Origin of the sequence: Microcystis sp. M169S2 (assembly GCF_020245865.1) — a bacterium.
Taxonomy (GTDB): domain Bacteria; phylum Cyanobacteriota; class Cyanobacteriia; order Cyanobacteriales; family Microcystaceae; genus Microcystis; species Microcystis ichthyoblabe_A.
The window spans coordinates 14,572-35,525 of sequence record NZ_JADBUB010000121.1 but is presented as its reverse complement, the minus strand read 5'-3'; the positions used below and the strand labels follow the sequence as shown (position 1 = coordinate 35,525).

Genomic DNA, 20,954 nt, shown 5'->3' with positions numbered 1-20,954 from the left:
GAGGTAGTCAGTTACCTAATTTTCAGGGAAAAAGTACCTGAATTTTACCCCTGATCCCTCCAATGGTCGGCACTTTTTGAGGTCAAAAAAGTCTAAAAGCCTTATCCAACAAGGTTTTTAGATTTATTCAGCAAGCCCTATTTATCTTCTCATTCTGCCCTTAACTTGATACCAAAGCCTTCTTAAACGTAGATCGAGAGAAAAACCCCGACGGGTGGGAATAACAATCGTGCCACCGATGCGATCGTGGAAAGCGCGGTTCAATTGCTCATCACCGATCGCCATACCACAATCGGCGAAAAGGGGCGAAGATAATAAAATCAAGCTTAAAGGATTGCCAAAAAAAGTATTTAACCCTACCATCATTAAAGCTGCCCCGCCACCAGCGATCGCCTCTCGTTTGCTTAACTCCAAAATTCCGGGTAAACGCTGAAGTTGTAGATCGATGATCTTCATATCCAGGGCCCAACGTCCTAAACTCTGACCCTGATTCTGCGCTACTAATAACACCCGCAAACACCACCAAATCAGGAGAAAAAGGAAAAATTGCAGTACAGGCGCACTATTAGCAAAGGAGCTTAAAAACCAGATCGAGGCAAAGTCGATCAGGAAAGCATAGGCACGACGATCTAAGGGAATTTTCGGAAATTTTTGCGGTAGATTATCTTCAGGCGGGATCGGGTAAACCATAAAGTCAATTCTCGGAAAAATCCTGCGGTTTATCTTCTACTCTAATCGGGAAATTGGCAATTCTAGAGTGAGTGGAACGAACCACAGAGACACAAAGGACACAAAGATTGATCGCTATTATATAAGTTAAACTTATCACACAAAGAATAAGAGAGCCAGAGATCTAGGCTACCATTGAGCAAAGGTAGCCCAGAATACAGGGATAATCATGGAGCAAGATTCATTAACAACGGAGGTTATTCTAACCCATCCACGGCAAAGTTTGGGAGAGATACAGTTGGATTGGATGCCACAACCGGGTAATTATTTGGCCTTAAAAGGACAAACCTATGCGGTTTTGGAACGTCACCACCAGTATCAATACAAGATTGGTGGCTATTGTTTACGCAAAATTTCCCTTTATGTACAAACTGCTCCCACTCCTAACGAAAAAAGTTTGATTGAAGGACGTTGGGTGATGGGGGATGCTAGTTGTCGTTTTAACGCCAGATCCGAACTGTTACGCTGTGCGATTAACCCCTCTGGTCCCTGTCAAGATTGTCGTTTTTACGAAACTATTAACCCTTAAAAGAGCCTTTTTCGGCAACAATTTGGCTATTTTTCCCCTAGCTAACCACTATATTGATCAATCGCCTATGAATCATCCTTACTCTTGGATCGAGGATAGCTTAAAAACCCTCCATCGGGCCAATTGGTATCGAAGGGTTAAAACCATTCAAGGCCGGGGCGGAGCCGTTATAGAATTAGAGGGTCGATCGCTGATTAATTTTGCCAGTAATGACTATCTGGGATTAGCAGCCGATGAAAGAATGATCGCGGCAGCCATAGCAGCAACACAAAGCTATGGAACTGGAAGCACCGGCTCGCGTTTATTAAGTGGACACCGAGATATTCATCGAGACTTAGAATTAGCGATCGCATCCTTTAAAAATAGCGAAGACGCGATCGTTTTTAGTTCGGGATATTTAGCCAATTTGGGGACAATTACCTGTTTAGTGGCGCAGAAAGACTTGATTTTAGGAGATCAATACAATCACTCTAGCCTCAAAAATGGAGCCAAGTTAAGCGGTGCCACGGTGAAAGAATACCAGCACAATAGTCTCGAAGACTTAGAAAATCAGCTATTAGCCCACCGTCATCACCATCGTCATTGTTTACTGCTCACTGATACAGTGTTTAGTATGGATGGGGATATCTGTCCCCTGGCGGGAATTCTCGCTCTAGCCGAGATTTATAATTGCATGGTTTTGGTGGATGAGGCCCACGCTACCGGGGTTATGGGGGAAAATGGCACAGGTTGCGTGGAATATTGTGGTTGTCAGGGACGGGAATTAATTCAGATGGGAACCCTGAGTAAAGCTTTAGGCAGTTTAGGGGGATATGTGACCGGAAGTGCCAAAATTATCGATTTTATCCGCAATCGCGCCGCCACCTGGATTTATACTACCGGTTTATCCCCCGCCGACACCGCCGCCGCTAGAATGGCTTTAGAGATTATTCGTCTGGAACCGGAACGTCGCCAACGCCTACACCAAAATATTAATTTTGTCAAGAGTAACTTAAATAATTTTAATATATTGCCTTCGGAAGCGGCGATTTTATGTTTACCGGTAGCCAATCCGGGTCAAGCCCTAGAATTATCGCAAAAACTGCTAGAAAAAGGCATTTTTGCCCCCGCAATTCGTCCTCCTACCGTTCCCACCAGTCGTCTGCGATTTACTGCCATGGCCACCCATAGCCTCGCTCATCTAGAGATTCTTGTCCGGTCTATTGGCGAATCTTTCCCCATATAGGGAAAAAGTTTTTCGTGGGTTGTAGGGAAGTGGGGAAGTGGGGAACGGTTAAGTTAGACCGTCTTCATCGATAACTTTGGCTGAGTCATAGCACTTCAACCTACATTCCGCAGGTTCCTCAACAGAGAAAATAATATTTTTGACAAGCCGAACCGAGGAAGCGCAAAATGTACCTTTGAACATCGTTCAACTTGACTCGTTTCCACACAGAAACCAGAAGAGCCGTTGCTTGAATGAATTGTGCCTAACTACTTAATAATCAGCATGGTGGGTTGAATCATCAAGTTTAACCCTCTGCTAACCAGCGCACGGCATCCTTAGCGTGGTAGGTTAAGATAATATCGGCACCCGCCCGTTTAAAGCTGGTTAAAGTCTCTAAAGTCACTCTTTTTTCGTCAATCCAGCCATTTAACGCCGCCGCTTTAATCATTGAATATTCCCCCGATACATTGTAGGCAGCCACGGGTAAATTAGTCATTTCCTTGATTCTCCAGATAATATCCATGTAAGATAGAGCGGGTTTCACCATTAACATATCTGCTCCCTCTAATACGTCTAATTCCACCTCTTTTAAGGCTTCCCGGGCATTACCCGGATCCATTTGGTAGGTTCTGCGATCGCCGAATTGGGGGGTAGAATCAGCCGCATCCCGAAACGGCCCATAATAGGCAGAAGCGTATTTAGCCGTATAGGAAAGAATCGGTGTATCACTATAACCCGCCTCATCCAATCCTTGACGAATTGCCTGGACAAAACCATCCATCATTCCCGAAGGTGCAATGATATCCACTCCCGCTTTTACCTGAGAAACGGCGGTTTTTTGCAATAATCCCAGAGTGGGATCGTTTAACACCCTGCCGGTTAAATCTCCCGTTTGCAGATAACCACAATGACCATGGTTAGTATATTCACACAAACAAGTATCGGCGACAATAAGTAGATCGGGAACTGCCTCTTTAATTGCCGTGGCCGCTTTTTGGACAATACCATGATCGTGCCATGCTCCCGTCGCCTCTGTGTCTTTACTTTCCGGCAGCCCGAATAAAATAATCGCTGGAATTCCTAAATCCCGCACTTCCTTGGCTTCGTCAACAATTTTATCGATTGATAATTGGTACACCCCCGGCATCGATTTGACTTCCTGGGCAATACCTTCCCCCGTCGTGGCGAAAAGGGGATAGATAAAGTCATTGGCTGTCAAGACGGTTTCACTCACCAGACGGCGCATTTGAGGGGTTTGACGCAGACGACGGGGGCGATGAATAGGAAACATAGTTTTTTGTGATTAAATCGGGAATCTGGTCTCGATTCTTTAGTTTAAATCTTTGCTGAGGATGAACACAAATCGATTCAGCCGGCAGCTGGCTGCCGGCAGCTATAGGCAATATTTAGTTATTTTGAGCTTAATCAAACTATTTAGGTTAAAAATGACCTAATAAACCTCTATCGTCGTTTTGAGGGCGAAAAACCAGCAATTTGACTAAAATTTAATCTTTATAGGGATCAATTTTGCTGTCGCCACCACCGCATCTATTTACAAAACTTTACCTGATCAGTTATCAGTTACCAGTTATCAGTTATCAGTTATCAGATGTGAGTTTTCAGTTCACTGATGGCTCTCTTGGATATTGGCTGAAAAATGTTCATGGTGTTACATTAGCGGCGCAAGCGTTCACTGATTACTGTTTACTGTTCACTGTTCACTGACTCCCAAAACCCATCTCCATTTGGGAGAAGGATCGTTTATTCTAGTAGGTAAGAGCGATCGATTCAGGATTTTTGCTATGGCGAACTTAGGTGATTTAGTCAAAAAAGCAGTTTATTTGGGTGTAGGCATTGCTACTTATGCCGCCGAAAAAGCTGAAGTAAATTTACAAGAATTAAGAAATCAAGCCCAAAAATTAGCCGATGAAATGATTTCTCGCGGTGAAATGACGACGGAAGAAGCGAGGAAATACGTTGATGAGTTGGTGAAACAGGCACAACAGCAAACCGTAGAAGGTAACGAATCTAATATTCCCCATGAACCCCGACGGATAGAAATTATTGAAGACGAGGAAGACACCAAAGCAGCCAATCCAAAAGTAGATGAATTGCGGCAACAGGTGGAACGTCTTCAGGAGGAATTACGGAAACTGCAACAGGATTAAAACCTAGATTTTAGCGACAAATAATTAATTATTACCAGACAAGGGATGCAAGTATAAACATGGAAGATTGGCAGAAGGATTTTTGGGAAGTGATCGAAACTGTGGCACTGGGAATTGAAACTTTTTTCCAAGAAGTGACCCAAACTATCGAAGAAATCAATGAGGAAATTATCATAGATCTGGAACAGTTTATTCAAGAGGTTTTACCCCAGGAATTAGAAGATTTTTTTAACTCCGATGAATATCCCTTTTCGGAATTAGATGAACCCTCGGATTTTACCCTCACTCCTAAGGTTAACCCCGATCCTAACACCCATCCTGCTTGTATCGGTTGCCGTAATTATCACGGTTATATCTACGGAGGCAATCTTCTCGTCTGCGGTTTCCATCCCTACGGTTGGGATAGTGATAGTTGTCCCGATTGGCAAGCAGAAGATTAATTATTTTTCTATAAAATCAGGTAGGGTTATTATCCCTACCCATAACTTTTATCTCAAAGCAATTATCCGTCATTTTTAGTTAAGAATTACCCTTGGGAGCATGGTAAGGTTCAGAATCAAAAGGCTGCATCCCCACATCGGGATATTCATCATTGCTGGGGCTAAAAATGCGAGCAAAAGCCTCCGTTAGGTACTGGACAAAATTGTGTAACGTATCCTTGATATTCATTGCTTTTCTCTCCGACTCTCGACAACAATCTCTTTTTCGGATCAGGTTGATTCACCCCTCCATCCCAATTATCTGACCAGAATCTCATCAATTGTTGACTTTTGAGATAATTCTTGAATAATCTTCATAAGACTTGATGTTTTTTCTGGTTTATCTAAACTTTTATAATAATTCTTGTATTTTTGTAAAGGAAAAATTATTCAATTAAATCGCTGAACAGATATTTGATTGTTGTCCAGAAAGGATTGTATCTTTGTTGATCATCTAAGCATAAATATCCATTGACAAAAACTTTTAATTGAGCATTATCTATCTCCTCATCCAAAAAAGGTTCGATGGCTTTCTGACGAAAGTCCTTGAGTTTATTGAGGTTTAATCCCAACTTTTCGATAGTATTAATTGCTTTTTGATCATCTTCTTGTACGGGTTTAATTGTACCATCATAGTTAAAGGCAAAGTGAGACTCACAATCGGGATTAAGTGGAGAGATTAAGAGATTTTCATCAAACCAGTTATCTTTTAGACTACCACAGTGCCGAGGTTCACCAAGCTCAAGATTTGCCTGACAGGAACATAGCAAATTGGCATAATCTAAGGGATCAACAGTGGGATCACTCTGAGGTTTAAAATGTTCTATATGCCATTTACCATCAATCAATCGACTTTCACAATAACAACATATTTCCGCCTGTTCTGTCATCAAAGCTTTAATTAGTATTTCTTTTGGTTTTCCTGCTAAATTTCTAAAGTCGGGCTGCCAATCTGAGTTAGCTTGCTCTTTCCAATTCTTAAACTCTGGTGGTTCTTGTCTTTTTCTAATATACTTCATTTTCCGATAATTTCCTTGCGTCGAATAATAACTTCAGCTTTAATTAATTCTGGATCATCTTGAATTTTAGCTCTGAGATCATTGATTTTCTTTTTAGCTGCCTCTAATTGATTTTGAGAAATTTGTTCATAGATATCTTTCAAAGCTTCAGCGATTTCCTTGGGACGAGTTGTCTCTAATCCCATCAAATCTTCTAAAATTCGATCAACATTTTTGCCGTAGGACTCCTGCACGGGATGAACTTTTATTCCCATTTCTGTTTGTTCCATGAAGTGTAAACTTTCTGGTTGAACATGAGTGATAATATTAGGAGAATGGGTGGAAATAAAAAATTGACAGTTAGGAAAAACTTCTAGTAATTTAGGTACTACAAATCTTTGCCATTGAGGATGTAAATGTAAATCAATTTCGTCAATGATAATAACGCCAGTACCCGTTAAGGGATAAGGATTTTGAGGATTAGCAATCGCCATTCTTCGAGCTAAATCTCCCAGCATAGCAATCAGACATTTTTCTCCATCAGAAAGTTGATTAACAGTAACTATTTTATTCTTTTTTGTTACTTCCATTCTCAAGGGATTACGACGGACGCTAAGATTACTAAAATCGGGTAGAAAACGTTCGATCGTTTCCCGAACCGCTTCCAATTGGGGATCAGGAAAACAAAAACCTTCTGGTTTAATTAGATCATACTGATATTTTCTATTTTCATTTTCTAAATCTTCTCGCTCGCGAAACCATTCAAAAAAAGTGCGAAAATCTGATCCACTGGTTAAAGCATTTTCGTAGGCACTTAGAGAATCAAATTGATGTTTTGTTTTAATTTTTAATGGTATATCCAGCACTGCTCGATTAACAGAATAATAAAAAAATAAAGGTAAGTTAATTTCTCCTTGATGTTCAGTAATTTGTCGTTGTATTTGTTGAGTGTATTCATTTAATTGGCTAAAATTACTCCGTTCTCCAGCGTGGATATATCCAGTCCTAGTTTTTACTATTTTCCAAGTAATCTCTTGACTATCTTCCGTCCCCCCAGTGATTTCAATTATAGCCGTCCCCTGACCATTATTAATCTCGGTTTTGCTAATCTGTTGTCCACTGGCATTAGTATTTTTTAGGCGATTAACTAACCAAGAAAGCATAATAGCCAAACTGTCTAAAATGGTGGATTTTCCAGCACCATTAACTCCTATAAATACGTTTAATTGCCGATGAAAGTCGATGTTTAAACTGACTGCACCTCGATAATTAATAAGCTTTATAGACTTAATTCTCATGGTTTTTTGTATCGGCAAGATTTGCTTATATTTGAGATAATTGTTAGAGAATGACTCTCGAATAATTGCCAGTAAAACTTAGATAGGGTTAAGAGACAGTAGGACAAGGAATAGAAAAAAATATCGACCAAAGAAATAATATCTAATTTTGGCACAGAACCGGATAGTCATAATGATTATTTATCATTTACCCTCGACTAACTCAAAAAAACCCCGGCTGACTTTCCCGATCGCTGCCCTCTGTGAGACAATCGATCGAGTGTTATCCTAAACTCCGCCAATTTTCATGTCCGACGACGCTACTATTCGCACTGCTGTACAACGTCTCTACAATACCTATCCTTTCCCCCCCGAACCGCTCCTAGACGAACCCCCTCCGGGTTACAATTGGCGCTGGAATTGGATTGCTGCCTATAACTTTTGTTGTCATCGTAAACCCGAACGAGAGGATATCCGCATTCTCGATGCAGGTTGTGGTACTGGTGCGGGAACCGAATATCTGCTCGCGCTCAACCCTTTCGCTCATGTAGTCGCGATAGATATCAGTGAAAAAGCTCTAGAAATTGCCAAAGAACGCTGTAATCGTTCGGGAGTTGCGACAAAGCACCGAGGTTCTCTCGATTTTCACAATTTACCCCTTGAATCGGCCACTAATCTCCCCGGAGAATTTGATTTAATTAACTGCGTCGGGGTGCTGCACCATCTCCCAGACCCGATTAAAGGGATTCAATCCCTCGCACAAAAACTGGCCCCCGGTGGTCTGCTGCACATTTTCGTCTATGCACAATTGGGACGCTGGGAAATCCAGTTAATGCAATCTGCGATCGCACTTTTGCAGGGAGACCGACGCGGGGATTATAAAGATGGGGTCGCTGTCGGCCGAGAGATTTTTGCCTCTCTACCAGAAAATAATCGCATTTTGAAACGGGAAAAAGAGCGTTGGTCAATGGAAAATCATCGCGATGAGTCCTTCGCTGATATGTACGTTCACCCCCGGGAAGTGGACTATAATATCGATACCCTCTTTCAACTGATTGATGCGTCAGGATTAGCCTTTATTGGCTTTTCTAACCCTTCCTACTGGCAATTAGAGCGTTTATTGGGTAAATCACCCGAATTGATGGCTAGAGCGCAAAATTTAGGGGAAAGGGAACGTTATCGCTTGACGGAATTATTAGACCCAGAAATCACCCACTATGAATTTTTCCTCGCTAAACCACCGATTTTGACTGCCGATTGGTCCGGGGATCAAGTCCTAGAGAATGCAGTGGCCGAAGTTCATCCCTGTCTTTACGGTTGGCCTAGTGCAAGTGTTCTAGACTACGATTATCGGCCGGTTAATCTCTCGGAGAGAGAATTTGCTTTTTTACAAGCTTGTGATGGTCGTTTAACCGTGGGAGCAATCGACGCTCAAGTTGGTTTAGGATTAACTGGTGTGCGTTCTTTACAACAGCGCCAACTACTGATTTTAAGTTAGGGAAAACTTGGGGATGTTAGAGATAGCGTCCCTTGGCAATCGGCAACTTTTAAACTAACTTGGCTAAATCTTGCCAAAAATTCTTGTTTCTTAACAATTATCCCCCTCTCTCCCCATAGTTTCAGCCCCAGAAATGACTAGGGCTGAATTATAATAGTTATATAGAGTGGAAAAGGCTGATAAATTTCTGATTGGTCCGATTTTTACCCAGATCGGCAAACGGGAGTTTAGTCATTATCCCAAGATTCCGAGGCGATTAAGTCACCAATTTGATCCCTGAGAAGGTAGTCACACCGTTCTAGTTCACATTCAACACAAACCCACTCCCGAGGGGGAATGAACTGACAGAGGGTGTAGATCGGTTGGTGTCTGCTCACTACCCCCTGTTCTACCATCTGACGGACTTCGTCCTTAATCATCCTGATAGAGTAAGCGGTGGGAGCGGTGGAGAAAGTTATGGCACTCATGGGAGATTTCCTGCAAGATCTACAAAAGAAGTCTTATCACTAACTATACTCTAACCTATAAGGGGACAAAAGAGATTTTTTGCTGTATCGAGGATGACAATTTTTTATATATAGCGAAACCCTCTCCCCTCGCCAGTTTAGGCTTAGGTTAAGAAAAGTTAAATTTATCGGCTAAAAGCTGTCGAGTCCCCTTATGTCAAATCAGTTATCAGCGATCAGTTATCAGTGATCAGTTAAGCTGTTGACTATCTAGGGTTGGCTGAATAAATGTGAAATGTAGGCAAGGTAAGGGTTTTGGGGCTTTTCTTGCGAAACAGGTGTAAGATTTTGAGAGAATCGTGGTTCAAAACCTTGCATCTTCATCGGCCCGCGTCCTGTAGGGGCGAAGCATTCGGGCAATAACCTATCGGTGAAACCGGAGATTTTCTATCCGAATGTTCGCCCGTACTTTTTCAGCAAACCCTATCTAAATTACTGGTTAGGACTGCACTGGAGTGCCGGAGTTGGCAGCAGGGAGGAGAAGTCAGAGCATTTGTACTTAATTTTTCCCTACGCAGTTTAAATTCAGTACAGCTGATCACTGAAAAAAGCTTCCCACTTAAACTAATAAATGGGGAATAAAAATAAAAGCCGCTACGAGTAAAGCGGCGATCGAGGCGATTAAAACGGCACCAGCGGCACAATCTTTCGCTATTTTGGCTAAATCATGGTAGGATTGCCCCACCGTCAGATCTACCACTGATTCTAGGGCAGTGTTAATTAATTCTAAGACCATCACCAGAGCGCAGGTAAGGGTGACAATCGCCATTTCCATGGCATCAACCCGCAAAAATAAGCCCCAACTAATCGCTACTAGGGTAATCAGGGTGTGAATGCGAAAATTTCTTTGACTAACAAAAGCATAACGGACTCCGGCCCAAGCGTAGCGAAAACTGACTAACAGATTCGAGGCGACTTGCCAAGCGTATTCTCTTTGACTGGGATTGTTGCCCTCACTCACCTCTCCCGATCGAGGGATAAAATTATTGTTGAGATAGGGATTAGATAGGCTGGTAGATTGGTTGGCTTTATGATAGTTTGTCTTCATATTCCTCAATAATGCTTGACAAAAACAACTAACTATGTATCGGCATTTCGACGGTTTTTAACAAAGTTTCCTGTAAAGATAGCATTTCTAACAGACTTGTTTCATCGGGATGGTCCCAACCCAAAAGATGTAAACAAGCGTGGGCAGTTAACCAGGCCAATTCTCGCGCCAAAGAATGATTTTGTGTTAAAGCCTGTTGTTGTGCTGTCTCCACAGAGATGATAATATCCCCCAAATATAAAGGTTCTGTCTCTAAAATGCCCTCATCGACTGGGAAATCCACTTCGAGAGCGGCAAAAGCGAGAACATCCGTCGGTTGATCTTTGTGGCGATACTGGGAATTATAGGTCCGAATTTCTCGATCGTCTGTTAAACGCAAACTTAGTTCATAACCGGCGGCAACGGGGAGATAATCCGATAGATAGCCTAACCATGTTTCTAACCAATAGTGCCAAGTTTCCCCATCCACAGGACTATTTCCGGGATCAAAATAATTATCCTGTAGGCATAAATCCACCCCTAGGGGCAAAGTCTCACTCACCAGATTTCATCCTAGGGACGCGTCAGATAGGAAATACCGACAAAAAAGCCTAATAGGGCTGCTGTAGTCAAAAAAAAGTGTTTTAACGAGACGCCTTTTTTCTTGACCATATTCCGCATCGCCAGCTTGACGTAACTGGGTTGCGCTTCGGTGGCGGTTTCTACTGCGGGGTCAGTGGTGCTAACAGGTTCAGTCATCAGTAATTCCCCAGACAAGGATTGATCGCTATAAGTGTAACAGATTATTAAAGAAGTGCAAAAAAAATTCAATTATGGGAAAAATTGTTACCCGTCTGGGATAGTCAAAACCGCTCAAACTGTTTAAACCAGAGGTTTCTAACCAGTTGCGCCTTTAAACCAGCCCCTGAATTTTAATACAAATGCTCTCCTCTCCCCCGCTCCCTTCTCCCCTCTCCCCAATTCATAATTCATAATTCATAATTCATAATTCCCACTTCCCCACACCCCACACCCTACACCCCACACCCCACACCCCACACCCCACACCCCACACCCCACACCCTACACCCCAGCAGTTAACCCATGTCTTCCCACAATACCGAAAGCATCCAGACTATTTTTCAGAAAATTTGGGGCTATGATAGCTTTCGCTTTCCCCAACAGGAGATTATCGAGACGATTTTAGCGGCAAAGGATGCCCTGATTGTCATGCCCACGGGATTCGGTAAATCTATCTGTTTTCAACTGCCCGCTTTATTAAAAACCGGCTTAACCCTAGTGATTTCCCCCTTAGTTGCCCTGATGGAAAATCAGGTGGAGGAATTATTAGCCAAAAAATTACCCGTCGCCCTGATTCATAATGAAATCCCCCGACAACAGAGAAAGAAAACCTTAAACGCGATCGCAGATCAAACCCTACGACTTCTCTATCTTTCGCCGGAAACCCTCTTAAGTCCGCCCCTCTGGTCAAAATTAACCCTTCCCCACGTTAAAATTAACGCTCTCATCCTCGACGAGGCCCATTGTTTAACCCAGTGGGGCGATAATTTTCGTCCTGCCTACCGTCGTCTCGGTGCTGTCCGTCCCGCTCTGCTGCAATCGAAACCGGCCGGCAGCCAAATAGCGATCGCTGCTTTTACCGCCACCGCTAACCCCGCCACCCGTGAGACTCTCACCCGCGTCTTACAACTAGAAAAACCACAACTTTTCTTAATAAATCCCTACCGTCAAAACCTTGACTTAAGCACCAAAATATGTATTAGCCCCGGTTGTCGTCGTCATCAACTATTAAACTTCCTCACCGGTCAACCTCGACAATCCGGCCTGATCTATACTCGTTCCCGTCGCCATAGTGAAAATTTAGCGGCATGGTTGCAATCTCTCCACTATCGCACCAGTGCCTATCATGCCGGTTTATCCCCCTTTCAGCGTCGGGAAATAGAACAAAATTGGCTGCGGGGGGATTTAACTTTTGTTGTCTGTACCTCAGCTTTTGGCATGGGTATCAATAAACCCGATGTGCGTTGGGTTGTCCACTACCAACCCCCAGCTTTACTATCGGAATACCTACAGGAAATCGGCCGCGGTGGTCGCGATGGGGGTAAAATGCAGGCTCTCACCTTAATTAGTGAACCGACGGGATGGTTAGATAATAGCGATAAAAACCAGCAAAAATTCTTTAACTCCCAACAGGAACGCCAATACCGACAAGCTTGGCAAATTTTAGCCCAAATTCCCCTAGAGGGCAAAGTAGAGGCGATTAGTGCCGAATTTCCCGATGGTGCGCTCATTCTCTCCCTTTTACACAGTCTCGATCGCCTAGAATGGCTCGATCCTTTTCATTATCGGCTTATTTATCGCCATAATTCAGCCAAGATGACTTTTAACCCCAGAAATGAGATATTTCCCTACCTCTATACCCGTCGCTGTCGTTGGCACTTTCTCTTAAATGCCTTTGGGTTTCAGGAAAATGCCGATAATTTTCGCTGTGGTCATTGCGATAATTGTCGTCGCAATCGACCTCTGGTAAGCTAGGGAGCGCCAGAGCAGGGAGAGCAGAGCTTTTGTACTAAATTTTTTATGTCTTTTTTCTCCTCCTGTCTCGGATTCTCCTCACTTAAGGTCAGATTTTTGATTTTTGCAGGAGATTTATAGCGGTTTTCCCAGAAGTTAGTCCCGATTGAATCTATCAAGGGATTTACCATACCTTACCCGAAATAATAGTGAAATTTTGTAACAAAGTGCAGCCAGATATAAGAATCTTTGCTAGATTTCTAGAAGGCTTCTATGATAAGTCTCCTTAAAGGAGATTGTTTGCAGTAAGCTAATCTGGCTAACAGGCTTTTGGGCGTGATATAGGGAAAAGTTCTGGCGATCGCGCCTAAATGGGGTGATATACCGAAAGTTGACCCATATTGTTACTCTGGAGAGTGTTATACAGAAAGTTTTCGTATAATAAATGGTTAGGTGTCCTAGTTTATCTCTTATGTGCTTTACATCCTTTCAAAAACTTTATTATTTGGTTATTTAAGGTTATACAAACAATGAGTTTACAAAGTTTGCCGCTCGATTCCAGAAAGCTTGAAGTCTTGATAAAGAAGACTGGGCACTATAATATTTCCCCTATGTTTTTATCCCAATATATGCCTGAAGCTCAATCCCATCCAATTAGTGAGCATCTAGGTGAATTGGTTAACGATGCATACGAATATTTATCAGCTTGTAGTCAAAGTGAAATTGAAGAACTTCTAAGTGCTATGCCTCCTGGCTACAGAACGTTATTTGATAGAAAATTAGAGGTAGAGACTGAGCAGCAGCGGCGAAGATTTGCCCTTTATTATGTTTCATCAGAAGTCGCGCGAAGCTATTTTTCCTTTAAGGGGGTACTTGAGCAAGATTTATTACAAAGTGAAGTGATAAAAATATATCCAGAATTAGCTGATAAGTTTGATAAAGATGGATTACTTCATATAGATTCTAATTTTGTTCTTTTTGATGGCGTAATTCAATATAAAGACCACATTCTTCATTATCATCAACTTCTCAGACGAGGATACCGATCTAATCCAAACTTTGATTTTCTAGATGGATTTATAAGGTACTACCAATATACAAAAAATGAAAATCAGTTTCGGATTGCCATTGATCACCGACGAATCATGTTAAAAGAGTTTTATCGCCAAGTTATTGAGATGGACGGATGGCGTGGTTTACCATTTGATAAAAACAAGTTGGATGACCAAAATTATATTGGCTTGACTGTTGTAGAGCGAAACAAAAATTCATTATTTGAACAGACGTGTAGCCTTGACCGTACTGAGTTCTATTGGAGTTATCGTGATGGAATTAAAACATTTGAGGCTGAGGAAATTTCAGGCGATAGTTATATATTTGATCATTACTACTTTAATCGGTATGTGCATAGTGAACGTGACATTCAAATAAAAGCATTTCGTCATTTGGATGGAGCGGTTAAAGTTTATCTTAGAGATAGTTATCAAAATAGAAAGAATTCTTTTATGCCAAAAGAGTTCAAGAGTCATTGTAAAGTAAAGCTTTGGCGCATTGACGGGGACATAAAGTTAGAGATCTGGAGCGACCTTATCTCACACTTTTTCAAGTGCAATGAAATGATTATTAAATATTTTGATCCTGAAAAATTTGAGCAGATATTTGATTTATGAGTGTGATCGCCGATCTTGTAGGGTGCGTTCCCTAAGGCGACTCCTACTGCTCCACCGATCGATTTTTGGGGAACGCACCATGCACATTGATTGAAGCTGTGATACCAAATCCTGTTATAATAAAACGAGATATAGGGTGCGTCCCACGCAGCCTTTACCTTTTTGAAAACACTTTCAATGATGTAGCTATGGACTGGGAAACTCGAATTACACTAAATCCCGATATTTTGGTGGGAAAACCTATCATTAAAGGAACAAGGATTGCGGTTGAATTTATCATCGATCTTCTCGCCCAAGGTTGGAGTGTTGATGAAATTCTGCGAAACTACCCAGGTATTACAGTAGAAGATATTCAAGCTTGTCTTAGCTATGCTAGTGTAATGCTCAAATCTGAGAAAGTCTATGCTATTCCTGCTTAACTGATGCGTTTTCTAGCGAACGAAAATTTCCCCCTTGATGCGGTTGAAGCCCTAGGACAAAATGGCCATGATGTCCTGTGGATTAGGGTGGAATCCCCCGGAATCTCGGACCGTGAAGTTTTAAGTCGCGCCCAAGCAGAAAATCGTATTCTCTTGACATTTGATAAAGATTTTGGAGAACTCGCCTATTTAATTCGCAACAAGTCTAATGCAGTGTAAACAGTATTCGGTGCCAAAATATCTCGATTAGAAGGAGAAAACACTAATGGCTTTTTTTGATGTCCTACAGTTTCGGATTCATAGTGTGGAATGTGTACGAGAAACGCGAAAAGAATTTCCAGAGATAGATCCTGATGCAATTGACGTAAGAATTATCGCGATTGATGAAACAGGAGATACAGACGTTTCTAGTCCTATCCTGGCAGGCACTAATTTTAGGACAGGTTCTCGCGTTGATTTTCCAGTTCCTTTAGTTATATATCAGTTTGACCTAAACGAAGTAACCAGTTATCCTCGTAGTTACACGGCTCTATTAACGCTCACTGAAAGAGATGACGAACCGTTTGGCAGCGGTGTTAATGACGCAATCCGCGATGTAGCTCGTGCGATTAATAGACTAATTGGTGCGGTAGTTGGTGCCGTTACCTCCTATGGAACAGTAGCATCTATTGTCGCTGGAGCATTGGACTTTATCCTAGATCGTGTTTTTGGTGCTTTGGGAAGCGATACGTTTCCTCCACAAGCAATTCGGCAAGATATGGATTCAGCCAGCTTTTCGTTTTCGGGTCGCCCTGAAGGACCGCTACTTACAATTACCTGTGATGGAGTCGGTGGTTCATACCGTGTCGGTTGTTCTTGGGCACGTCGCAGCTTCGATATCCCTCTCGACAGCACTGACCCACTCGTAAACCAAGTATCGGTCATTTTGCGAACAGGCGGTGACGACTTGCGGCGTGCGTCAGAAGTCGATCTCATTCTTGGAAGTAGTGATTCGGATTTACCCCGTCGTCGAATCCCCACACCAGATGCATTAGGCGGTAATACAACCTACTCCGCTCCAGCGATCGCCATTAGTCCACCCAGGCGTCTTTCACAAATCCAGCGAGTTGGTCTTCAATATTACTCAGGTCAAGACTTGCCTTCTGATACAACTGACAATTGGAATGTTGACGAGCTAAGTATTCGATGGTCTAGCTCAACAGGTGCATCAGGTTTACTCTTTAGCAGTGCTGGTGTTCCCTTACACCGTTTCTCTGGTGAACAGCCGATCAGAGTTTGGGCGATAACCCCAGGCGTGGGACGTGACACCAGCATCCGATTCAGGAGCTTTGGTGGACAGTTTGTTCGGCTAGCGGGAACGAGTGGTATTACTGCTACAGGTACTGGCTCTGAAGCACAAAGTCGCTTTACTTTTAGACCTGTTGGTGAAGGAAAGATCGCATTACAGGCATCTAATGGTAGATTTCTCGCGGTTGCTGGTTCGCCAGATGCCACGATTCAAGCTACTGATGCGGCAATTGGCAGAAACAGTATTTTTGAATTCATTCTGACGGGTGCATTAACCTTTACCCTCCGTGCTTTTGATGGGCGTTATGTTATGGCACGAGATGGTGGTGGTGGTAGATTAGAAGCGGTGGCACTGCTACCGCGGGAATGGGAAACATTTAGACTTGTTTTGTAGGAGGCGATCACTGTAGGGTGCGTTCCTTAATGGAAGATCTTGTAGCAATCTTGTAAGCTGCGTTCCCTAATGTGTCTCCTACTGCTCCACTAATAGATTTTTGGGGAACGCACCATGCACATTGATTGCAGCTGTATTCCTTGATGGGAGAGGTAGATTTAGGAAGATGCTATGATCCAAATTAGATAGCAACACCAGATGTTTAATATGTCCGGCGTTGCTGAATTAAGCTATGAATGACAACCTTGCACCCATCCAAAAGTTAGTTTGGGTCTAGGTTTTAAAAATCCCACAAAAGAAGATTCATATCTCAAATCAGCAACGCCGCTGAATATTTAAGTAGTTACAGATTTGATCCTAATGATGAAGTATGCTGTTGTCTGCGCTCGTCTGCTGAGTCCTGAATTTTGGCTCCCGAAAACGAAAACTTTATACTTCATCATTTAAGATAAATCCCCTACTTAGGCGGTGCGTTTTTTCATACTACTTAGTTCTCGAATGCCTAACCAACCGATCAAACTGTAGCAAATCGATAGCAACATACTTTGAATACCAATTCTTAACCACTGTTTCAAAGCCTCCAAGTTAGCTTGGCTTTCTGCCTGTTTTCGCCGCTCTTGCAGCTGAGTTTGTAGCTGATTTTTTATCTCATCTAATTTCTGTTTAAATTCCTTCGGGCTTTTGGATAAATCCCGTAAATTAGTTAATTGTTCCCTTTGTTGACGAAGGGTTTGTAACTGTTCCGTGTTGATCGGTTGTCCTTGGAAACGACCAGTTTCAATCACTTGAGTTCTCTGAGAGATCTGCTGGTCTAATAGTTGGGGATTTTGCGATAGAGTATTTATCTGGGCTAAGAAAGCTTGAATTTGTCCCTCCCCCTGGTCAACACCCTGTTCAATTTGAGTCAAAGCGTTGTTTTTAATCTGGTTGATATTATTGATGTGAACGGGAATCATCAACAGAAAAACTAACCCTAACAGTGTGGAAAAAACAAAGAGCGGCCAACGCAATTCAAAGCGGGACTTCCTTGTAATGACATCTCTATTGTTAGCGTCAATCCAGTAAGCGATTAAAACGAGAACGATACCGAGGAGAGGAACAATTCCTCGATCAACAAAGGTGGTGACGAACCCTACCTGCCATTGGGATTGACTGAATTGATAGGGCAGCGGCAGGATAAACCCATCCAAAAGGAAGGAAAGAATGAAAACCAATCCCGTTAATTTCAGGGACAAAGAAGTAAAGCTGTTCATCGCTGTTTCTGTAATGGTATGTCAATGAATAGATTCATTAGTCTGTTTAAAAGTTCTCCCTGGGGATTCCCAGACGGATTTTGCCGAGAGGCACTCTGACAAATTGCAATTTCCAATTAACTCTCGCTCAACCTCCCGCTAAACCCTACTTTAAATCGTTCTGCTTGTCAACCCCTTTCGAGAATCGACTCTAGAAATATTACCTCAATATGGTATCGGTAAACCTATCCCCGTCAAAGAATAATATTTTCCCTGGCTCTCAGACAACTGGAGTTGAGACTAAATGTTTACCTAATCGGCGATCGCCGAAGCCCAAGAGCGATCGCTATCTCAACGGTTGAAGTCTGTTCTTTACATATATTAATAAAGCGAGAATAACAAAAAGGGAGAAAATAAAAAATAAAAGGTTGGGTTAAGGAACGCAAAGCAACTACGAGGAATAATAACCTCATTGTCGAGTTACTGCAATCATTCTCTCTGACAAAGTGTGATCGCTGATTTTATTAGAGAGAAAAAAGTTAAGGCTTAATTTTACCACCTCAACCCAAGCAACAAATAGGCGATCAAACCATATCCTCAATAGGACTATTTCAGTAACTCAATTTCTCCTGGTCGCCAAGTCTTGTCAAACCAAGGCTCAAGCGGGCCATAAAGCTGAAGAATCGTATTCCAACCCGTTTCAGGAATTGTCTGCTTGGGGTTATGTTTCCGCTAAGTTGGCGACTCAATTGCTAGAAGATTTTGGCATTCATTTTTTTGCCAAACCTCGTCGTAATATGAAGAATCAACTGATGCGTTTACAGGATAAGCTTCTGTCTCGAAAACGCTGTATTATTGAGACGATTATTGACCAATTGAAGAATATTTCTCAAATCGAACATCCTCGTCACCGAAGCCCGGTCAATTTTTGTGTCAACGTCTTGTGTGGCTTAATTGCTTACTGTCACCAACCCAAGAAGCCCTCCCTCCAAATGGACTGGGTTTTACCTCAATCTGCTTAACCCGAACTCAGGTTATCATTTAATATTGTTTGCTCGCCAGTTTTTTGATTATCGTCCATCAAATAAGTGGGCTTTTCCCAGTCATAGCTATTATCATCTTTGGCAACCGCTATGCGTTCATCTTTCTTAAGGGTAATCAAAAGATAGGGAATCTCTATATCTAGTCGAGATTTTTGTTCGTCTTGGGTGGTAGAGACTAAGTAATTAGTATTAAACGAATTGTAGATGGAATTATCCTCAGCAATTCTTTCTAATCTTCTACTGATAATCTCCGCACGTTTCCGATCGAGAAGCGGTCAGAATGATTGCTTCTCTTGGGGGGTTTTTAGGTAGAAAAGGTGACCCTTCGGCTTCTCTCAGGGTCAACGGTGAACCTGGTGTTAAAACTATTTGGTTGGGACTGCGAAGATTACATGATATCAGCCAGACTTGGAAACTATCTCATCAAATTAGTTCCCCCATAGAACCCCCTTGAGCCATCTTGCACACTTTTCTCTTTTTGTCAAATTTTATGTTAAGAAAGATGTGACTAATGGATAGCTTGATAAGGGGGGAAATATGATAATTTTTAACGCCTCCCTACTTAAAATAATCGACTAACCCAAATAAATTCCGATTAATTGGATAAAATAAGGCAATTTGCCCATTCAGGGGCGAGAGGACAGAAAAATTGTCAGACAATCCGGAAAAAGTGGCAGCGGAAAAATTTTTCCGAACCGGAGTAGCCAAAAAATCCCCGTCCGGGTAAAATTGATTATCGATCGATTGTGTGAGGAGTCCGACCCCCATGACCAATAAACACACAGCAAGGCTGCTGGGCAGTTACCTGCAGCGCCTGCCTGCTCATAGCTGGCTCATCCTAGTTTTTTGGGCTTTGATTATCGCTCCAGTCCAAGCTGCTGTCGAATTACGCATTGCCATCAGTAAAGGTGTTAGCGCCGTCTCCGTGGGTAGTTCCACCGATGCTGTGGTGAAAGATGGGGCCGGGAGAGTCCTAGGAGAATTGACCGCCATGAATGCCCTCAATGCTAATCCCAGAGGAAAAGCGGTGAGTTTGGCCGATTGGCAGGCCAGTCAATTGATCATCGAACCGGAGAATGATGGTTACGTCTGGATTAATGATCGCTGGTATCGAGGACGCACAAGGATCATTCGGCAAGGTTCTGGGGTGACAGCCCTAAATTTAGTCGATTTAGAGGAATATCTCTATAGTGTCGTCGGTGCGGAGGCGATCCCCTCCTGGCCGCAAGAGGCCTTAAAAGCCCAATCCGTGGCGGCGCGTACCTATGCCCTCTACAAAATGAATACTTCCGGCAATCGCATCTACGATCTCGATACTACCACCCGCACCCAAGTTTATAAGGGTCTAGAAAGCGAGTTTACTACCACCCACGAGGCAGTTAATGCCACCGCCAGACAAATTATGAGTTTCAACGGCAAACCGATTCTAGCGGTGTTTCACTCCTCCTCCGGGGGTCATACGGAAAATGTCGAAGATGTTTGGAATTCCCCCTTACCCTACCTGCGCGGTGTCGTCGATTACGACCAAGTCGCCCCGGTATTTCAATGGTCAAAAAACTTTAGTGCCAGGGAATTAGGCCGTTTAATCGGTGGTGTCGGTCGTGTGCGATCGCTATCTCCCGAAAGAACCACTCCCCACGGACGGGTGATTAGAATGCGTATAGTGGGCGATCAAGGCTCTAAATTAATCTCTGATACCCAATTACGGCGATTCCTCGAGCTGCGTAGTACCCTATTCACGATTTCAGCTAATAACGGTACTTTTGCCATTAATGGTCGCGGTTTCGGTCATGGGATCGGTTTAAGTCAATGGGGCGCTTTTTCCCTCGCTGACCAAGGGGTGACTTATGACCGCATTCTCAGCCATTATTATCAAAATGCTCGTTTAACTGAAATGCCCAATTAAAAAGGCTGTCAGTCATTTCCAGTAAACTGATCACTGATAACTGATAACTG

The 20,954-nt window shown here is 42.7% G+C and carries 21 protein-coding genes and 3 pseudogenes; 13 read left to right on the top strand and 11 right to left on the bottom strand.

Translation table 11 applies throughout. The features are described from left to right. Nucleotides 1-141: 141 nt before the first annotated feature. Nucleotides 142-690, bottom strand: coding sequence for an RDD family protein (locus IM485_RS12870; RefSeq protein ID WP_194016521.1), 549 nt, complete (start codon nt 688-690; stop codon nt 142-144). A gap of 208 nt (nt 691-898) precedes the next feature. Between IM485_RS12870 and IM485_RS12865 the strand changes: the two genes are divergently transcribed. Then, on the top strand, nt 899-1,258 hold the full coding sequence (locus IM485_RS12865; protein ID WP_002747143.1) for a DUF6464 family protein: 360 nt from the start codon (nt 899-901) through the stop codon (nt 1,256-1,258). A gap of 67 nt (nt 1,259-1,325) precedes the next feature. Then, complete coding sequence (gene bioF / locus IM485_RS12860; protein ID WP_287743511.1) at nt 1,326-2,483, top strand: 8-amino-7-oxononanoate synthase; 1,158 nt, start codon at nt 1,326-1,328, stop codon at nt 2,481-2,483. Nucleotides 2,484-2,769: 286 nt separating this feature from the next. Here bioF and hemB read toward each other — a convergent pair whose 3' ends face one another. Continuing rightward, nucleotides 2,770-3,756 (bottom strand): porphobilinogen synthase, encoded by a 987-nt coding sequence (gene hemB, locus IM485_RS12855; RefSeq protein ID WP_104396541.1) that lies wholly within the window; start codon nt 3,754-3,756, stop codon nt 2,770-2,772. A 511-nt stretch (nt 3,757-4,267) separates the two neighbouring features. Between hemB and IM485_RS12850 the strand changes: the two genes are divergently transcribed. Together IM485_RS12850 and IM485_RS12845 are read left to right on the top strand one after the other, a co-directional pair. Further along, a complete protein-coding gene (locus IM485_RS12850) occupies nt 4,268-4,633 on the top strand; it encodes a phasin family protein (RefSeq protein WP_193955868.1) in 366 nt (121 codons plus the stop codon). Between the two features lie 59 nt (nt 4,634-4,692). Further along, entirely contained in the window at nt 4,693-5,073 is a 381-nt protein-coding gene (locus tag IM485_RS12845; protein WP_104396543.1) for a hypothetical protein, read from the top strand. A gap of 79 nt (nt 5,074-5,152) precedes the next feature. Here the strand turns inward: IM485_RS12845 and IM485_RS12840 are convergent, their stop codons facing one another. The 3 genes from IM485_RS12840 to IM485_RS12830 all read right to left on the bottom strand — a co-directional run bounded on the left by IM485_RS12840 (nt 5,153) and on the right by IM485_RS12830 (nt 7,408). Further along, the gene (locus IM485_RS12840) at nt 5,153-5,302 is read right to left on the bottom strand and encodes a hypothetical protein (protein ID WP_004163638.1); all 150 of its coding nucleotides are present in this window, start codon (nt 5,300-5,302) and stop codon (nt 5,153-5,155) included. 196 nt (nt 5,303-5,498) lie between these two features. Next, nucleotides 5,499-6,131: a retron system putative HNH endonuclease gene (locus IM485_RS12835; RefSeq protein ID WP_104396544.1), complete on the bottom strand. Its 633-nt coding sequence runs from the start codon at nt 6,129-6,131 to the stop codon at nt 5,499-5,501. Next, nucleotides 6,128-7,408, bottom strand: a complete 1,281-nt coding sequence (locus tag IM485_RS12830) for an AAA family ATPase (RefSeq protein WP_287743506.1) — start codon at nt 7,406-7,408, stop codon at nt 6,128-6,130. Before IM485_RS12830 ends, IM485_RS12835 begins: the two co-directional genes overlap by 4 nt. A 286-nt stretch (nt 7,409-7,694) precedes the next feature. Here IM485_RS12830 and IM485_RS12825 point away from each other — a divergent pair, with 286 nt between their 5' ends. Further along, the gene (locus IM485_RS12825) at nt 7,695-8,885 is read left to right on the top strand and encodes a class I SAM-dependent methyltransferase (RefSeq protein ID WP_287743504.1); all 1,191 of its coding nucleotides are present in this window, start codon (nt 7,695-7,697) and stop codon (nt 8,883-8,885) included. Nucleotides 8,886-9,112: 227 nt separating this feature from the next. Here the strand turns inward: IM485_RS12825 and IM485_RS12820 are convergent, their stop codons facing one another. The 4 genes from IM485_RS12820 to IM485_RS12805 form a co-directional block, all read right to left on the bottom strand. Beyond that, complete coding sequence (locus tag IM485_RS12820) at nt 9,113-9,352, bottom strand: DUF4327 family protein (RefSeq protein WP_002738935.1); 240 nt, start codon at nt 9,350-9,352, stop codon at nt 9,113-9,115. Between the two features lie 598 nt (nt 9,353-9,950). After that, nucleotides 9,951-10,439 carry a diacylglycerol kinase family protein gene (locus IM485_RS12815; protein WP_104396547.1) on the bottom strand — a complete coding sequence of 163 codons (489 nt, stop codon included), beginning with the start codon at nt 10,437-10,439 and terminating at the stop codon, nt 9,951-9,953. Between the two features lie 28 nt (nt 10,440-10,467). Continuing rightward, complete coding sequence (gene ybeY, locus IM485_RS12810) at nt 10,468-10,980, bottom strand: rRNA maturation RNase YbeY (protein WP_004163645.1); 513 nt, start codon at nt 10,978-10,980, stop codon at nt 10,468-10,470. Between the two features lie 11 nt (nt 10,981-10,991). Beyond that, the gene (locus IM485_RS12805; protein WP_002752941.1) at nt 10,992-11,177 is read right to left on the bottom strand and encodes a DUF3285 domain-containing protein; all 186 of its coding nucleotides are present in this window, start codon (nt 11,175-11,177) and stop codon (nt 10,992-10,994) included. A 345-nt stretch (nt 11,178-11,522) separates the two neighbouring features. Here IM485_RS12805 and IM485_RS12800 point away from each other — a divergent pair, with 345 nt between their 5' ends. The 5 genes from IM485_RS12800 to IM485_RS12780 all read left to right on the top strand — a co-directional run bounded on the left by IM485_RS12800 (nt 11,523) and on the right by IM485_RS12780 (nt 16,723). Then, on the top strand, nt 11,523-12,974 hold the full coding sequence (locus IM485_RS12800; RefSeq protein ID WP_287743501.1) for a RecQ family ATP-dependent DNA helicase: 1,452 nt from the start codon (nt 11,523-11,525) through the stop codon (nt 12,972-12,974). A 509-nt stretch (nt 12,975-13,483) separates the two neighbouring features. Then, a complete protein-coding gene (locus tag IM485_RS12795; RefSeq protein WP_287691462.1) occupies nt 13,484-14,623 on the top strand; it encodes a hypothetical protein in 1,140 nt (379 codons plus the stop codon). Between the two features lie 188 nt (nt 14,624-14,811). Then, on the top strand, nt 14,812-15,042 hold the full coding sequence (locus IM485_RS12790) for a DUF433 domain-containing protein (protein ID WP_002778770.1): 231 nt from the start codon (nt 14,812-14,814) through the stop codon (nt 15,040-15,042). Nucleotides 15,043-15,045: 3 nt separating this feature from the next. After that, nucleotides 15,046-15,261: a DUF5615 family PIN-like protein gene (locus tag IM485_RS12785; protein ID WP_104396550.1), complete on the top strand. Its 216-nt coding sequence runs from the start codon at nt 15,046-15,048 to the stop codon at nt 15,259-15,261. A gap of 46 nt (nt 15,262-15,307) precedes the next feature. Continuing rightward, on the top strand, nt 15,308-16,723 hold the full coding sequence (locus tag IM485_RS12780) for a fascin domain-containing protein (RefSeq protein WP_104396551.1): 1,416 nt from the start codon (nt 15,308-15,310) through the stop codon (nt 16,721-16,723). Between the two features lie 461 nt (nt 16,724-17,184). On the opposite strand, the gene IM485_RS12775 is transcribed toward IM485_RS12780, so the two are convergent. Next, on the bottom strand, nt 17,185-17,976 hold the full coding sequence (locus tag IM485_RS12775) for an HpsJ family protein (protein ID WP_104396552.1): 792 nt from the start codon (nt 17,974-17,976) through the stop codon (nt 17,185-17,187). Between the two features lie 585 nt (nt 17,977-18,561). Continuing rightward, nucleotides 18,562-18,678: pseudogene (locus tag IM485_RS23015) on the bottom strand (DUF1214 domain-containing protein); the annotation flags it as partial. Between IM485_RS23015 and IM485_RS12770 the strand changes: the two are divergent. The 3 genes and pseudogenes from IM485_RS12770 to IM485_RS12760 form a co-directional block, all read left to right on the top strand. Beyond that, nucleotides 18,675-18,977, top strand: a pseudogene (locus IM485_RS12770) (transposase); the annotation flags it as partial. The pseudogenes IM485_RS23015 and IM485_RS12770 overlap by 4 nt on opposite strands. A 280-nt stretch (nt 18,978-19,257) precedes the next feature. Beyond that, a pseudogene (locus IM485_RS12765) lies at nt 19,258-19,452 on the top strand (IS4 family transposase); the annotation flags it as partial. 312 nt (nt 19,453-19,764) lie between these two features. Continuing rightward, nucleotides 19,765-20,904, top strand: a complete 1,140-nt coding sequence (locus tag IM485_RS12760) for a SpoIID/LytB domain-containing protein (protein ID WP_104398389.1) — start codon at nt 19,765-19,767, stop codon at nt 20,902-20,904. Nucleotides 20,905-20,954: the final 50 nt, after the last annotated feature.